This is a genomic window from Amycolatopsis deserti (assembly GCF_014653945.1).
Classification (GTDB): domain Bacteria; phylum Actinomycetota; class Actinomycetes; order Mycobacteriales; family Pseudonocardiaceae; genus Amycolatopsis_E; species Amycolatopsis_E deserti.
The window spans coordinates 195,810-210,818 of the sequence record NZ_BNAU01000003.1 but is presented as its reverse complement, the minus strand read 5'-3'; the positions used below and the strand labels follow the sequence as shown (position 1 = coordinate 210,818).

Sequence of the window (15,009 nt, the reverse complement as noted above, 5' to 3'; positions counted from 1 at the left end):
TCCGGACAAAACAGGCTCAAGATCGAGACTACCGGCAGCACCGCGGTGGGTCAGGAGCCCAGGTACCGCAAAACAGCCAGCACCCGCCGGCTGTACCCGGTCGTCCGGCTCAACCCCAGCTTGTCGAAGATCGCGTTCACGTGCTTTTCCACCGCGGACTGCGACACGTACAGCTCGGCCGCGATGCCGGCGTTCGTGTGCCCTTCGGCCATCTTCGCCAGCACCTCGCGCTCCCGGGCGGTCAGCGTCGCCAGCGGGTCGGCGTGCGTGGTGCGCGCCAGCAGCCGCCGGACGACCTCCGGGTCGAACGCCGCCCCGCCGGAACCGACCCGCTCCAGCGCGTCGAGGAACTCGCCGACCTGCATGACCCGGTCCTTGAGCAGGTACCCGACCCGCCCGCCGTCGTCGGTGATCAGCTCCGTCGCGTACCGCTTCTCGACGTACTGCGACAGCACCAGCACCCCGACCTCCGGCCACCGCCGCCGGATCTCCAGCGCCGCCCGCAGCCCCTCGTCGGTGTGGTCGGGCGGCATCCGGATGTCGGTCACCACCACGTCCGGCCGCACCCGCGCGACCTCGGCCAGCAGTGCCGACGCGTCCCCGACCGCGGCCAGCACCTCGTGGCCCTCCTCGGCGAGCAGCCGGATCAGGCCTTCGCGCAGCAACGTCGAGTCCTCGGCCAGGATCACGCGCACGGCAGCTCCGCCCGCACGACCGTCGGCCCGCCGGCCGGACTGTCCACAGTGAACACGCCGTCCGCCGCGCCGACCCGCCGGGCCAGGCCGGACAGGCCGCCGCCCTCGGCGCGGGCGCCGCCCACGCCGTCGTCGGTGATGGTCACGGTCAGCATCCTGCCGGTCCGCCCCACCACGATGTCGATCCGGCTCGCCGCCGCGTGCTTGATCGCGTTCGTGACCGCCTCCGACGCGACGAAGTAGGCGACGGTCTCGGTCGCCGGATCCACTCGCTGGTCCAGCTCACCGGACAGCCCGACCGGCAGGCTCGACCGCTCCGCCAGCGCCTCCAACGCCGTCCCGAGCCCGCCTTCGTCCAGCGCGATCGGGTACACCCGCCACGCCACGTCCCGCAGTTCCTGCAGCGCCAGCTGGGTCTCCTCGTGCGCCTGCCGCAGCAGCGCCTCCGCCCGCTCCGGCTCCTTCGCGCGGCGGGCGCGGCCGAGCAGCATGCCCAGCGACACGATCCGCTGCTGCACCCCGTCGTGCAGATCGCGCTCGATCCGCCGCCGCTCGTCGTTCACCGCCTCGACCACCTCGGCCCGGCTGTGGGTCAGCGCGTCGACGCGGCGCTGCAGCCGTTCCTGTTTCGTGGGGCCGAAGAAGTGGTGCGCGAGCCGGCGTTCCAGCGCGGCGACCCCGATGAGCCCCTGCACCGCCAGGAAGATCAGCAAGGCGCCCATCAGCAGCAGCGCGGGAACGTCGTACCAGTCCTGGTCTTCGCCGAGCGGCCGCCCGCCCACCATCTGCCACACGGTGATCACCGCCGTCGCCACGCCCAGCGCGATCAGCACGAAGATGCCCGCGCCGAGCCCGCCGACGACACTGCGCACCGCCAGGTACCGCAAGGCGCGCGGGTCGCGGTAGTCGTCCGGGGTGGGGTAGTCCAGGAACCGCCGCAGCCGCGACCGGTCGCGCTCGGCGAACCAGCGCGTGGCCCCGAACACGGCGGGCCGCGCGGCCGGCACGGCGAGGGCGAGCGTCGCCACGATCACGAAGACCGCCTCGGCGAACGCGCTCAGCCCACCGAGCGCCAGCCCCGCGGTCACCCGCATCGGGCGGCGCAGGTCCACTGTGGGCATATCCCGAGGTTAGCCGGGTTCCACCCGTCCGGTACTGAGGTTTTCCGCAGGATGATCGGGTGCCGCACCCCATGGTCGGGGCCGCCCCGGATTCCTAGTTTCGAAGCATGGATCTTCACCTCGCACAGGCCGAACCGCTCGGGGGACTCGCCGGTTGGGCCGTCAGCCTCATGGACTCCCTCGGCGGCCTCGGCGCCGCCGTCATCGTCGGCCTGGACAACCTGTTCCCGCCCATCCCGAGCGAGCTGGTCCTGCCGCTCGCCGGGTTCTCCGCCAGCCAGGGCACCTTCAGCCTGCTCGCCGCGCTGGCCTGGACCACCTTCGGCTCGGTCGCCGGCGCGGTCATCGTCTACTGGCTGGGCGCGCTGCTCGGCCGCGACCGCACCCGCGCGTTGCTGCTGCGGATCCCGCTGGTCAAGGCGTCCGACTTCGACCGCACCGAGGCCTGGTTCGCCAAGCACGGCACCAAGGCGGTGTTCTTCGGCCGGATGGTGCCGATCTTCCGCAGCCTGATCTCACTGCCCGCGGGGATCGAACGGATGCCGTTCGGCCGGTTCCTGGTGCTCACCACGCTGGGCAGCCTGATCTGGAACACGCTGTTCGTCGTCGCCGGCTACCTGCTCGGCGCGAACTGGCACGTGGTGAACGACTACGCGGGGATCTTCCAGTACGTGGTGATCGGCGCCGTCGCGATCGCGCTGGCGGTGTTCGTCGTCACACGGCTGCGCGACCGCGTCCGGGCGTGAGACAAGAGGCCGCCCTCCCGCGGGGGTGGGAGGGCGGCCTCTCCGGCGGGCGTCAGGCGGCCTGGACCACGGGGGTGGTGGCCGGCGCCAGCGCCAGGTCGAGGACTTCCCGCACGTTCGACACCGGGTGCACGTCGAGCTGGGCCAGCACGTCCGCGGGGACGTCGTCCAGGTCCGGCTCGTTGCGCTGCGGGATGATCACCGTCTTCATCCCGGCCCGGTGCGCGGCGAGCAGCTTCTGCTTGACCCCGCCGATCGGCAGGACCCGGCCGGTGAGCGAGACCTCACCGGTCATCGCCACGTCGGCCCGCACCACGCGGCCGGACAGCAGCGACGCCAGCGCCGTGGTCATCGTGATCCCGGCGCTCGGCCCGTCCTTGGGCACCGCACCCGCCGGGACGTGGACGTGCACGCCCCGGTCCTTCAGGTCGCCGACCGGCAGTTCCAGCTCGGCGCCGTGCGAGCGCAGGTAGGACAGCGCGATCTGCACCGACTCCTTCATCACGTCACCCAGCTGCCCGGTGACCGTGAGCCCGGAGCTGCCCGATTCGGGATCGGCCAGCGACGCCTCGATGTAAAGGACGTCCCCGCCGGCGCCCGTGACGGCCAGCCCGGTCGCCACACCCGGCGTCGCGGTCCGCTGGGTCGACGCGGGCAGCGCCGACTCCGGCAGGTGCCGCGGCCGGCCGAGGTAGCCCTCCAGGTCCGCCGCGTCGACGGTCACCGGCAGCGTCGCCTCGTCCAGCGCGACCCGGGTCGCGATCTTGCGCAGCACCTTCGCGATGGTCCGGTTCGCGTTGCGCACGCCCGCCTCGCGGGTGTATTCGGCGGCGATCCGGCTCAGCGCGGCGTCGGTGAACCGCACGTCGTCGCGGCCCAGCCCGGCCCGCTCCAGCTCGCGGGGGAGCAGGTGGTCGCGGCCGATGACGACCTTCTCGTGCTCGGTGTAGCCGTCCAGCGTCACCAGTTCCATCCGGTCCAGCAGCGGCCCGGGAATGGTTTCCAGCGCGTTGGCCGTGGCGAGGAACACCACGTCCGACAGGTCCAGCTCGACCTCGAGGTAGTGGTCGCGGAACGTGTGGTTCTGCTCCGGGTCGAGCACCTCCAGCAGCGCCGCGGTCGGGTCGCCGCGGTAGTCGGCGCCCACCTTGTCCACCTCGTCGAGCAGGACCACCGGGTTCATCGACCCGGCCTCCTTGATGGCGCGGACGATCCGGCCGGGCAGCGCCCCGACGTAGGTGCGCCGGTGGCCGCGGATCTCCGCCTCGTCCCGGACACCGCCGAGCGCGACGCGGACGAACTTGCGGCCCATCGCCTTCGCGACCGACTCGCCGAGCGAGGTCTTGCCCACACCGGGAGGACCGACCAGCGCCAGCACCGCTCCGGAGTGACGCCCGCCGACCTGTCCCTGGCCGGTTTCGGCGCGGCGGGCGCGCACGGCCAGGTACTCGATGATGCGTTCCTTCACGTCGTCCAGGCCCGCGTGGTCGGCGTCGAGCACCGCCCGCGCCGCCGCGATGTCGTGGACGTCGGTGGTCCGGTCGTTCCACGGCAGCTCCAGGACGGTGTCCAGCCAGGTGCGGATCCAGCCGCCCTCCGGCGAGGCGTCGGAGGTGCGCTCCAGCTTGTCCACCTCGGCCAGCGCGGCCGTGCGGACGTGCTCGGGCAGGTCGGCCTGCTCCACGCGGGCCCGGTAGTCGTCCTGGTCGGCCGTGCCGTCCAGTTCGCCCAGCTCCTTGCGGATCGCCTCCAGCTGGCGGCGCAGCAGGAACTCCTTCTGCTGCTTCTCCATGCCCTCGGCGACGTCCTTGCGGATGGTGTCGGTCACCTCGAGCTCGGCCAGGTACTCCCGGCTCCACTCCAGCGCCTTCTCCAGCCGGGTCGCGACGTCGAGCGTGGTCAGCAGCTCCAGCTTCTGGGCCGTGCTCAGGAACGGCGAGTTGCCCGCCAGGTCGGCGATCGCGGACGGGTCCTCGACCTGCTGCACCGCGTCGATCATCTGCCAGCCGCCGCGCTGCTGGAGGATCGAGATCACGACGGTCTTGTACTCGGCGGCCAGCGTGCGGGCCCGCTCGCCGGAGATCTCGGCGACCGGCTCGGCGTACACCCAGCGCGCCGCGCCGGGGCCGTCGCCGTTCTCGCCGACCCGGGCGCGCCGGGTGGCGCGCAACAGGACGGCGGCCTTGCCGCCGGGGATGCGTCCGACGCGCTCGATGGTCGCGACGGCGCCCAGCTCGGCGTACTCCCCGTGCACCCGCGGGACGATCAGGACCTCGGCCTGCGTGGCCGGGAGCGACCGGATGCCCGGGAACGACGGCGCACTCGGTGCCTTCGCCTGCGCGGAATCGACCGCGGCCCGCGTCTCGGCGTCGTCGAGTTCGAGCGGGACGATCATGCCGGGCAGCACCACGTCGTCGTCGAGGGGCAGTACGGGGAGGAGCCTGGTGTCGGTCATCTGTTTGCTCCCTACCTGGTTGAGTCTGCCTAGCTCAACTTTCCGGCGGGCCGGTTTGTTTCCGCAGGTAGTTCGCTTGCAGCGGACGGCTTCCGGGAATAAACCGGGGCGGCTCCGGCAGGGGTCCCGTCGAGCGGGAGTGAGATGCTCGTCGCATTGCGGCGATCGTTTTCCCGGGTGTAACCCCGCTTGCCACGCTCCGTCATCGGCGCCGGTCAATCACGATCGCGATTGAATCGCGATCAATGCGGAGGAGTGCAGCACGGCGGCTCGCGGTGAACGCGTTGTAGCCGGGGGAGGCGCTTAACGTCGATTACCGGGAGCGATCGCCCGAAAGATCCATCTCACCCGTAAGTCTCCGCTGGTCACCGTAGTTGGCACGTTGTTAACTATGAGGTGATCTCATGGCGGCCGGAAAGAGGCTGAAGTACGCCCTCCGGGGTACAGTGATCCCCTCATTCGCACCGAGATCACCGTCTCGTGTGCGGTGAGTACCGGCGGGCGCACTGGGGCGAATGGGTGGAAGGAGGTTGCATGCCGGACTCCGATGGCAGGCCGGACGGCCCCATCCCGGCGGCAGCCGCCAATGCTGGTGGTGCCGAGGCGCGGGCGGACGAGCGCCGCTTCCGGGTCTACACGCTGACCGTCTTCTCCGTCGGCGCGCTCACCGCCGCCGCCGTGTCGCTGTGGCTGCCGTTCCACGGCTCGGCGAAGCTGTGGTGGATCGGCCCGGTGCTGGCGCTGTCGTTCCTGCTCGCCGAGCAGCTCGGCATCAACGTCGACGTCCGGTCCGGCATCTCCTGGACCATTTCGTTCACCGAGATCCCGCTGGTCATCGGCTTCTTCGTGGCGCCGTTCGAGGTCGTACTCGCCGCGCACCTGGTGGCCGGGATCAGCACGCTCGTGGTCCGCCGCGTCTCCGGGCGCGTGCTCTACAACGCCGGCGCGTTCCTGCTGGAGATCACCAGCGCGTTCGCGGTGGCCGGCCTGGTCGAGCGGATCATGGGCACCACCGAGATGACCTGGCCCGCCGCGCTCGCCGGCACCCTGACCGCGCCGCTGACCAGCACGCTGCTGGCGCTGGCCGCCGTCCGGGTGCTGCGCCGCCGCATGCGGATCGGCACCGCGCTCCGGCTCACCGGCCGCATCCTGGTGGTCGGGTTCGTCAACGCCTCGGTCGGCCTGAGCGGGTACCTGGTGATCGCCGGCACCGCCGACGCGTGGCCGCTGGTGCTCGCCGTCTTCGCCGGCCTGTCCGCGCTCTACTGGGCCTACTCCGACCTGCTGCGCGAGCAGCGGGACATGGAGGCGCTCTCCGACGTCAGCCTGATGGTCGCGCGCTCCGGTCAGCAGGCCGCCGCGCGCCCGGCCAGCGGCGCCGACGACCTCGCGGCCGGCGTGAACGTCAGCGAGTGGGAGACCATCGCCGAGCGCATCAAGGACCAGCTCTCCGCCGGCCGCGTGGTGCTGCGGCTGCGCCTGGAACCGACCGCGGACATGCGCGCCGTGGTCGCGGGGGAGCCGATGCCCTCGGCCGACCTGCCCGCCGACGACCCGATGCTGCGCCTGCCCGGCTCGCACGTGCGGCACTTCCGCATCACCGAGGCCAACAGCGACATCGCCGCCGGGCTGCTCAGCCGCGGCGCGCAGGAGGCGCTGGTGGTGCCGCTGCGCAGCGCGAACCAGCTGCTCGGGGTGGTCGAGGCGCACGACCGGCTGTCCCGGTGGCGGGGCTTCGGCAAGTACGACGTCCAGCTGCTCGGCACCATGGCCAGCCACCTGGCCACCGCGCTGGACAACCGCCGCCTGCTTGCCACCCTGCGCCACGACGCCTACCACGACCCGCTGACCGGCCTGCTCAACCGGCCCGGCTTCCGGCAGGTCGCGCGCGAGCCGCTGGCCGAGCGCAGCGCCTCCGCCGACTCCGCGGTGCTGCGCATCGACCTGGACGTGTTCTCCGCGGTCAGCGACGCGCTGGGCTACGCGTGGGCCGACCGGATGGTGATCGCCGCCGGACGCCGGCTGCGCGACGCCCTCGGCCCGGACGTGCCGCTGGCCCGCCTGGAAGGCGCGTCCTTCGCCGCCCTGCTCACCGGGGTGCGCGGGCAGGACGTGCACGACGCGGCCGAGCGGCTGCGCTCCCAGCTGTCCGTGCCCTACCCGGTCGACCGGCTCACGGTCGAGGCCAACGCGATGGTCGGCTACGCGTCGGCGGCCGACGACGACACCCTCGACCCCGGTGACGTGGATGGCCTGCTCCAGCGGGCCGACGTCGCCGTGCGGGCCACCCGCGGCGGCGAGGAGGTCCGCGGGTACGTGCCCAGCATGGGGCAGATCTTCCTGCGCCGGTTCCAGATGGTCACCCAGTTCCGGCAGGCCATCGAGGAGGGCCAGGTCAGCGTCCACTACCAGCCGAAGGTGTCCCTGCCGAGCAAGCAGGTCCTCGGCGTGGAGGCGCTGGTGCGCTGGCAGCACCCCGAGTTCGGCCGGCTCGACCCGGACGAGTTCGTGCCCGCGGTCGAGGCCGCCGGCCTGGTCGGCGTGCTGACCGGGTTCGTGCTGGAGCAGTCGCTGATCCGGGTGCGCAAGTGGATGGACGAGGGGCTGCGGATCTCGGTCGCGGTCAACCTGTCCGTGCGGAACCTGGCCGACGAGGACTTCCCGGCCAAGGTCGTCGAGGCGCTGCGGAAGTTCGGCGTGCCGCCCGAGCTGCTCACCTTCGAGCTGACCGAGTCCGGGGTGATGGCCGATCCGCAGAAGGCGCTGCCGATCCTGCGCGAGCTGCACGGTCTCGGCATCGTGCTGGCGGTCGACGACTTCGGCACCGGCTACTCGTCGCTGGCCTACCTGCGGCAGCTGCCGGTGGACGAGGTCAAGATCGACAAGAGCTTCGTCCTCGGCATGGGCACCGACCTGGGCGACCTGGCGGTGGTCCGGTCGATCGTCGAGCTGGGCCACTCGCTGGGCCTGGCGGTCGTCGCCGAGGGCGTCGAGGAGGACGTCGCGCGGGACCAGCTGGAGGCGATGGGCTGCGACGTCGCCCAGGGGTACCTGATCTCCCGCCCGCTGGCGGAGGACCGCCTGGAGGCCTGGTTGCAGGCGCGCACGGCCCGGTCCACTGGGCGCAAGATGGAGACGGTGCTGACGCTCCTGACGTAAAAGGGACCCCCCTGCACGGGCCGTCCGGCGGGGGATGTAATCTCTTCGAGGCTTCAACGTTCAGACGTTGGAACTCGCCCCAATAGCTCAGTCGGCAGAGCGTCTCCATGGTAAGGAGAAGGTCTACGGTTCGATTCCGTATTGGGGCTCGGTGGTCAGCAGGCCGCTTCCGCTTCGGCGGGGGAGCCTGACGGCCGGTCAAGGCGGTGTAGCTCAGTCGGTAGAGCAAGCGGCTCATAATCGCTGTGTCGCCGGTTCAAGTCCGGCCACCGCTACGCGGATGGGCGGGCTATGCTCACGGACTGCGTGAGCCTGATCCGCTTCGCCATTGCACCGGGGGTCGGACCCCCGGACCCCCGCCAGGGGGCTAGCCCCCTGGACCCCCACCCGGGGCGACTTGGGAGGTCAGGTCGCTTGTGGGGGTTTTCGTTGTGTAGAGAAAGGCTTTGCTGTGGCTGCCACCGACGTGCGACCGAAGATCACGCTGGCGTGCGAGGTCTGCAAGCACCGCAACTACATCACCAAGAAGAACCGGCGCAACGACCCGGATCGCCTGGAGATGAAGAAGTTCTGCCCGAACTGCGGTACGCACCGGGTTCACAAGGAAACCCGCTGACGCCAGCACCCAGGTTCCGCCGAAGGCCGCCCCGGTTCGCCGGGGCGGCCTTCGTGCTTTCCGGGCGCGCACGGCCGGTGGGTAGGCTGCTCGGGTGCCTTTGGACCCCTCGTTCGTCGGGCGGACGTATCCGCCGGACTCCACGTACGAAGTCGGCCGCGAGAAGATCCGCGAGTTCGCCGCCGCGATCGGCGACGCCAGCCCGCTCTACACCGACCCGGAGGCGGCCCGCGCGGCCGGCTACCCGGACGTCATCGCGCCGCCCACCTTCCTCACGGTGATCAACCTCGACGCGATCAACGCGATCGCCGACGACCCCGAGCTCGGGCTGGACTACAGCCGGATGGTGCACGGCGACCAGGCGTTCACCTACACGCGCCCGGTGCACGCGGGTGACCTGCTCCGCATCACCACGACGGTCGAGGACATCATGGCCCGCGCCGGCAACGACTTCCTGACCGTGCGCGGCGAGGTCGTCGACGCCGACGGGCAGCTGGTGTGCACGACGCGGGCGCAGCTCGTCGTGCGGGGAGAGGGGGCCTGATGGCGTACGAGAAGGGCACCGAGCTGCCGCCGCTGCGGGTGCACGTCACGCGCGACCAGTTGGTCCGGTACGCGGGTGCGTCGCTGGACTTCAACCCGATCCACTGGAACGAGCGGTTCGCCAAGGAGGTCGGGCTCCCGGACGTGATCGCGCACGGGATGCTGACCATGGCCCTGGGCGGCCGTCTCGTGACGGACTGGCTCGGCGACCCCGGGAAGCTGGTCGAGTACAGCGTCCGCTTCACCCGGCCGGTCGTGGTCTCGCCGGAGGGCGCGGACGTCGAGTTCACCGGCAAGGTGGCCGAGGTCCGCGAGGACGGCTCGGCGCGGGTGGACATCACCGCGAAGTTCGACGGCAAGACCGTGCTGGGGAAGGCTCAGGCCGTCGTCCGCTGACGGGTTGCATCCCAAACTGGTACCGTGTTGGTATGACGAAGCAGATCGCCGTTCGTCTGCCCGACGACCTGGTGTCCTTCATCGACCACGTGGTGGAGGAGGGTGGCGCCGCGAGCCGCGCCGAGCTGGTGTTCCGCGCCCTGGAGCGGGAACGCCGGCGGCTGATCGCGGAGCGCGACATCGCCCTGCTGACGGGCGGCGTGCCGGACGATCTCGCCGGGATCGAGGAGCACGCCGCCCCCTTGGACGACCTGGACTGATGCGCCCGATCCACACGGCCCGGCTCGACAAGGTGCGGCCGGTGCTGGTGCTGACGCGGGAGCTGATCCGCCCGCACCTGACCCGGGTGACGATCGCCCCGATCACGAGCACGATCCGCGGCCTGTCCACCGAGGTGAGGGTGGGCAGCCGCAACGGCCTGGACCACGACAGCGTCGTGAGCTGCGACAACATCCAGACCATCCGGAAGTCCGCGCTGGGCAAGCAGATCGGCTACCTGATGCCCGACCAGGAACGCGAACTCACCGAAGCCATCCGACTGGCCTTCGACCTCGACTGACGCGCACAGCGCGGCGCCCTTGGTCTTTGACCCCAAGGTAGCTGGGTGGTCATCCCGTCGCCTGACACCGCAACGATCACCTTGAGCCAGGGCCGCAACCCAGGCTCTCTCCGGCGGCCGACCATGCCAACCTTGCGGCCCTGGCTCAAGGTGATATGCACAAACCGGAAGGCGACGGGATGACCACACAGCGACCACCCACCCAAGGCGAGACGACAACGGTCCCCGTCATCCCGGAGCCTGCCCGTCCGGCGAGGACATCCCTTGATCTTTGAACCGGCGCCCGACACGGCGACGAGCCCGCCCAACGGGCGGCCCCCGCCCGGCAGGCAAGCGCAGATCAATCCACCAGATCCAGCACCACGTCCGCCATCCCGCGCTCCCCAACCGCATTGGGATGCAGCTCCATCGCCGGTGAGGACGGCACCACGTCCTCGACCCACTTCACCCGCGCCTTGGCGCACATGTCCTTCCCCTTGGACGGTGTGGCCGTGTCCGCGTACCCGGCCTGGTTCGCCTTCGCCTCGGTCGCCAGCATCGTGTTCAGCCGCGCCAGCGACGTCCGCAGGTAGGCCACGTCCTCCGGCCCGATGGGCAGGAACGGCCAGCACCCGTTGCCATCCGGCAGCGCCGTCGGGTACCCCACGACGATCACCTGCGCCCGCGGCGCCCGCTCGTGGATATCGGTCAGCGCGGCACGGATCTTCGGCGCGGTCGCGGCGATCCGCTCCGCCAGCTCGTCCCGTCCGCCCGCGGTCAGCCGCGGCTTGCACAGCGACACCGCGCGGTTGGTCGTCAGGCAGTCCCGCGCGAGGCTCACCAGCCCGACGTCGTTGCCCCCGATGCCGAGCGTGACCAGCGTCGTGTCCGGGGTGACCGCGTCCAGCTGCGGCGGGTTCACCCCGTCCGGTGTGGTCTGCGGCTCGGTCAGGTGCTGGGTGGTCGCCCCGCCGCAGCTCACGTCGGCGAACGACACCGGCCGCAGCTCGGCGGCGACCAGGTGCGGGTAGTTGTTGTCCGAGCGCGCGCATCCCGGCGGCGTGCCCGCGGGCGCCCCGGTGCGCGGCGCCGACGTGTAGGAGTCGCCCAGCGCGACGTACCTCCCGGTGCCCGGGCCGATCACCGAGCCCGGCGGTTTCGGCGGCTCGGCCGACTCGCCCCGGTCGGCGCGCCAGTACAGGACGCCGGCCGTCACCGCGCCGACGAGCGCGGCCACCACCACCCCGATCAGTACCTTCTTCCCCACCCGCTCCGGCTACCCCGAAAACGCCGGAGCGCCACTTCCGGCATGCGGAAGTGGCGCTCCGGTTGACCTGATCGAGTTACTTCGCCTCGGACAGCAGGGCGGCGATCCGCTGGACGCCCTCCACCAGGTCCGACTCGGCCAGCGCGTAGGAGAACCGGAAGTAGCCCGGCGTCCCGAACGCCTCGCCCGGCACCGCGGCGACGTCGGCCTCGCGCAGCATCAGGTCGGCCAGCTCCAGCGTGTCGGCCGGCTTCTCGCCGCGGATCTCCTTGCCCAGGAGCTCCTTGAACGACGGGTACGCGTAGAACGCGCCCTCCGGGGTCGGGCAGGTCACGCCCGGGATCTCCGACAGCAGCGAGACGATCTTCTTCCGGCGCGCGTCGAACGCGGCGCGCATCTCGGCGACCACGTCCAGCGGCCCCGCGACGGCGGCCAGCGCGGCCCGCTGCGCGACGTTCGACACGTTGCCGCACAGGTGCGACTGGTAGCCCGTCGCGGCCTTGATCACGTCCTTGGGCCCGGCGATCCAGCCGACCCGCCAGCCGGTCATCGAGTAGGTCTTCGCGACGCCGTTGAGGATCAGCGTCTGGTCGGCCAGCTCGGGCACCACGACCGGCATCGAGTGGTTCTCGGCGCCGTCGTAGGTCAGGTGCTCGTAGATCTCGTCGGTGATCACCCAGATGCCGTGCTCGTAGGCCCACTTGCCGATGGCCTCGATCTGCTCACGCGTGTACACCGCGCCGGTCGGGTTGGACGGCGAGTTGAACAGCAGCACCTTGGTGCGGTCGGTGCGCGCGGCCTCCAGCTGCTCGACGGTGACCCGGTACCCGGTCGACTCGTCCGCGGTGACCTGCACCGGCACGCCGCCGGCCAGCTTGATCGACTCGGGGTAGGTGGTCCAGTACGGCGCCAGCAGCAGGACCTCGTCGCCCGGGTCGCACAGCGTGGCGAACGCGGAGTAGACGGCCTGCTTGCCGCCGTTGGTGACCAGTACCTGGCTGGGCTCGATGGTGAAGCCGGAGTCGCGCAGCGTCTTCGCCGCGATGGCCTCCTTCAGCTCGGGCAGGCCGCCGGCCGCGGTGTAACCGTGGTTGGTCCGGTCGTGGACGGCCTTCGCGGCCGCCTCGACGACGTAGTCGGGGGTGGGGAAGTCCGGCTGCCCCGCACCGAAGCCGATCACCGGGCGGCCCTGCGCCTTCAGCTCCTTCGCCTTCGCGTCCACGGCGAGGGTGGCCGACGGCGTGATGCCGGCGATGCGGGCCGAGATGCGGGAGCCAGTGGTGACGGTTGCGGGTGCGCTCATGGCCCCCATCGTCGCACGTCCGGTGTGTCGAGAAGCACGCGGGAGCCGTTCGCGGCCCCTCGGTTGCGGGCCCGGGAAGGGCTTGCCGTAGACTTCCGAACTTGGAACGTCCGGCGCTTGACCCCGCAGGGCATGCGGGGAGGGTCAAGGGCGTCCAGCGAGCGGCTCGGTTGCTCGAAGGGGTGTAGCTCAATTGGCAGAGCAGCGGTCTCCAAAACCGCAGGTTGCAGGTTCAAGTCCTGTCACCCCTGCGTCGATGTAGGTGCCTTAGCGGAGGAGTGGTCGTGAGCGACAACGACGCCGGCGGCAAGGGCCAGGAGCAGGAGCCCAAGCGGGCTGCCCGTCCGGTCACGGCCGCGGCGCGGCGCGAACGTCGCGCCTCCGCGCGCCCTGCCGGCAAGGCGGCCAAGGACGGCGACAAGGCCCGTCCGTCGGGCAAGGCTTCGGTCAGCGCCCCCTCCGCCGACGGCAAGGCCAAGGCCGGCGAGGTCAGGAAGGGTCGCGCGACCCCGAAGCGGACCCGCAAGGACAAGAAGCCGTCGCTGTTCGCGAGGCTGGTGCGGTTCATCCGCGAGGTGTGGGCCGAGCTGCGCAAGGTCATCTGGCCGACGCGCAAGCAGATGGTCACCTACACCACGGTTGTGCTGGTCTTCGTGGCCTTCATGGTCGCGCTGGTCTCGTTGCTGGACTTCGCGTTCCGCAAGGGCGTGTTCTGGCTGTTCGGCTGAGCGCGTCTGCGGGGCCGGCACGGACACGACAAGCGATCAAGTGAGAGGACGGAACGTGACCTCCGAGAACGGCGTCGCAGCCGGCGACGAGTACGACGAGCCGGTCGAGGCGGCCACCGTGGCTGAGGACGAGGCCGCCCAGTCTGACGTCGCGCGGTCCGACCAGGACGCCGACGGCGCGGTCGCCGGACTCGACGCCGAGCCCGCCGAGGCCGCTGCCGAGGACGAGACCGTCGAGGACGAGCCCGCCGCCGAGGCCGCTCCGGCCGAGGACGACGACGAGGACCCGGTGGAGAAGCTGCGCAGGGAGCTGCGCTCGCTGCCGGGCGACTGGTACGTCGTGCACTCCTACGCGGGGTACGAGAACAAGGTCAAGAACAACCTGGAGACCCGTACCCAGACGCTGGACGTCGAGGACTACATCTTCCAGATCGAGGTGCCCACCAAGGAGGTCACCCAGATCAAGAACGGCCAGCGCAAGGTCGTTCAGGAGAAGGTGCTGCCCGGCTACATCCTGGTCCGGATGGAGCTCAACGACGCGTCGTGGAGCGCGGTGCGCAACACCCCCGGTGTCACCGGGTTCGTGGGCGCGACGTCCAAGCCGTCGCCGCTGACCGTCGACGACGTGGTGAAGTTCCTGGCCCCGCAGGTCGAGAAGGCCGCCCCGGCGAAGGCCAAGGGCGAGGCCGCGACGGCGGAGGCCGCCCTGGGCGCGCCCGCGGTCGAGGTCGACTTCGAGGTGGGCGAGTCGGTCACCGTCATGGACGGCCCGTTCGCGACGCTGCCCGCGACGATCAGCGAGGTCAACGCGGACGCGCAGAAGTTGAAGGTCCTGGTGTCGATCTTCGGCCGCGAGACGCCGGTCGAGCTGTCGTTCACCCAGGTCTCCAAGATCTGACGACCCAGTACACTGGATCGTTGGCCCTCGCGCGCAGGCAGGCGCGTGGGGTACTCGGTACTGAATAGGAACTAGGAATGCCACCCAAGAAGAAGAAGCTTGCAGCGATCATCAAGCTGCAGATTCAGGCGGGTGCCGCGAACCCGGCTCCGCCGGTCGGCCCCGCGCTGGGTCAGCACGGCGTCAACATCATGGAGTTCTGCAAGGCCTACAACGCCGCGACCGAGTCGCAGCGCGGCAACGTGGTGCCGGTCGAGATCTCCGTGTACGAAGACCGGTCGTTCGACTTCAAGCTGAAGACGCCGCCGGCCGCGAAGCTGCTGCTGAAGGCCGCGGGCATCGACAAGGGCTCGGCCGAGCCGCACAAGACCAAGGTCGCCAAGGTGACCTGGGACCAGGTGCGCGAGATCGCCGAGACCAAGAAGTCGGACCTGAACGCCAACGACGTCGAGCAGGCGGCGAAGATCATCGCCGGCACCGCTCGTTCGATGGGCATCACGGTCGAGTAATTCCGGGTTTCCCGGACGTGGGAGAGCCAGGCGCT

At 70.9% G+C, this 15,009-nt stretch carries 15 protein-coding genes and 3 tRNA genes; 13 read left to right on the top strand and 5 right to left on the bottom strand.

What is annotated here, in order from left to right:
- Positions 1-50: 50 nt before the first annotated feature.
- Both IE290_RS15775 and IE290_RS15770 read right to left on the bottom strand, forming a co-directional pair.
- Positions 51-695 carry a response regulator gene (locus tag IE290_RS15775; RefSeq protein WP_191245327.1) on the bottom strand — a complete coding sequence of 215 codons (645 nt, stop codon included), beginning with the start codon at positions 693-695 and terminating at the stop codon, positions 51-53.
- Entirely contained in the window at positions 686-1,816 is a 1,131-nt protein-coding gene (locus IE290_RS15770; protein WP_191245326.1) for a sensor histidine kinase, read from the bottom strand. Before IE290_RS15770 ends, IE290_RS15775 begins: the two co-directional genes overlap by 10 nt.
- A 107-nt stretch (positions 1,817-1,923) precedes the next feature.
- On the opposite strand from IE290_RS15770, the gene IE290_RS15765 reads away from it, so the two are divergent.
- Positions 1,924-2,562, top strand: a complete 639-nt coding sequence (locus tag IE290_RS15765; RefSeq protein ID WP_191245325.1) for a DedA family protein — start codon at positions 1,924-1,926, stop codon at positions 2,560-2,562.
- A 52-nt stretch (positions 2,563-2,614) separates the two neighbouring features.
- Here IE290_RS15765 and lon read toward each other — a convergent pair whose 3' ends face one another.
- On the bottom strand, positions 2,615-5,017 hold the full coding sequence (gene lon, locus IE290_RS15760) for an endopeptidase La (RefSeq protein ID WP_191245324.1): 2,403 nt from the start codon (positions 5,015-5,017) through the stop codon (positions 2,615-2,617).
- 534 nt (positions 5,018-5,551) lie between these two features.
- Here lon and IE290_RS15755 point away from each other — a divergent pair.
- The 8 genes from IE290_RS15755 to IE290_RS15720 all read left to right on the top strand — a co-directional run bounded on the left by IE290_RS15755 (position 5,552) and on the right by IE290_RS15720 (position 10,290).
- Positions 5,552-8,176 (top strand): putative bifunctional diguanylate cyclase/phosphodiesterase, encoded by a 2,625-nt coding sequence (locus IE290_RS15755; RefSeq protein ID WP_191245323.1) that lies wholly within the window; start codon positions 5,552-5,554, stop codon positions 8,174-8,176.
- Positions 8,177-8,252: 76 nt separating this feature from the next.
- Positions 8,253-8,325 (top strand) — tRNA-Thr (locus IE290_RS15750).
- Between the two features lie 53 nt (positions 8,326-8,378).
- Positions 8,379-8,451: transfer RNA gene (locus IE290_RS15745), tRNA-Met, on the top strand.
- 176 nt (positions 8,452-8,627) lie between these two features.
- On the top strand, positions 8,628-8,792 hold the full coding sequence (gene rpmG, locus IE290_RS15740; RefSeq protein ID WP_005453176.1) for a 50S ribosomal protein L33: 165 nt from the start codon (positions 8,628-8,630) through the stop codon (positions 8,790-8,792).
- A 94-nt stretch (positions 8,793-8,886) separates the two neighbouring features.
- Positions 8,887-9,336 (top strand): MaoC family dehydratase N-terminal domain-containing protein, encoded by a 450-nt coding sequence (locus tag IE290_RS15735; protein WP_191245322.1) that lies wholly within the window; start codon positions 8,887-8,889, stop codon positions 9,334-9,336.
- Positions 9,336-9,731, top strand: coding sequence for a MaoC family dehydratase (locus IE290_RS15730; protein WP_191245321.1), 396 nt, complete (start codon positions 9,336-9,338; stop codon positions 9,729-9,731). The genes IE290_RS15735 and IE290_RS15730 overlap by 1 nt, the downstream gene beginning before the upstream one ends.
- A 32-nt stretch (positions 9,732-9,763) precedes the next feature.
- Positions 9,764-9,991: a ribbon-helix-helix domain-containing protein gene (locus IE290_RS15725; protein ID WP_094003871.1), complete on the top strand. Its 228-nt coding sequence runs from the start codon at positions 9,764-9,766 to the stop codon at positions 9,989-9,991.
- Positions 9,991-10,290, top strand: coding sequence for a type II toxin-antitoxin system PemK/MazF family toxin (locus IE290_RS15720; protein ID WP_191245320.1), 300 nt, complete (start codon positions 9,991-9,993; stop codon positions 10,288-10,290). The genes IE290_RS15725 and IE290_RS15720 overlap by 1 nt, the downstream gene beginning before the upstream one ends.
- A gap of 340 nt (positions 10,291-10,630) precedes the next feature.
- On the opposite strand, the gene IE290_RS15715 is transcribed toward IE290_RS15720, so the two are convergent.
- Both IE290_RS15715 and IE290_RS15710 read right to left on the bottom strand, forming a co-directional pair.
- The gene (locus IE290_RS15715; RefSeq protein WP_191245319.1) at positions 10,631-11,536 is read right to left on the bottom strand and encodes an SGNH/GDSL hydrolase family protein; all 906 of its coding nucleotides are present in this window, start codon (positions 11,534-11,536) and stop codon (positions 10,631-10,633) included.
- A gap of 76 nt (positions 11,537-11,612) precedes the next feature.
- The gene (locus IE290_RS15710) at positions 11,613-12,839 is read right to left on the bottom strand and encodes a pyridoxal phosphate-dependent aminotransferase (protein ID WP_191245318.1); all 1,227 of its coding nucleotides are present in this window, start codon (positions 12,837-12,839) and stop codon (positions 11,613-11,615) included.
- A gap of 178 nt (positions 12,840-13,017) precedes the next feature.
- On the opposite strand from IE290_RS15710, the gene IE290_RS15705 reads away from it, so the two are divergent.
- The 4 genes from IE290_RS15705 (at position 13,018) to rplK (ending at position 14,974) form a co-directional block, all read left to right on the top strand.
- Positions 13,018-13,090 (top strand) — tRNA-Trp (locus tag IE290_RS15705).
- Between the two features lie 27 nt (positions 13,091-13,117).
- Positions 13,118-13,567 carry a preprotein translocase subunit SecE gene (secE, locus tag IE290_RS15700; RefSeq protein WP_191245317.1) on the top strand — a complete coding sequence of 150 codons (450 nt, stop codon included), beginning with the start codon at positions 13,118-13,120 and terminating at the stop codon, positions 13,565-13,567.
- A 55-nt stretch (positions 13,568-13,622) separates the two neighbouring features.
- Positions 13,623-14,465 (top strand): transcription termination/antitermination protein NusG, encoded by an 843-nt coding sequence (gene nusG, locus IE290_RS15695; RefSeq protein ID WP_191245316.1) that lies wholly within the window; start codon positions 13,623-13,625, stop codon positions 14,463-14,465.
- Positions 14,466-14,542: 77 nt separating this feature from the next.
- Positions 14,543-14,974 carry a 50S ribosomal protein L11 gene (rplK, locus tag IE290_RS15690; protein WP_094003877.1) on the top strand — a complete coding sequence of 144 codons (432 nt, stop codon included), beginning with the start codon at positions 14,543-14,545 and terminating at the stop codon, positions 14,972-14,974.
- Positions 14,975-15,009 lie beyond the last annotated feature (35 nt).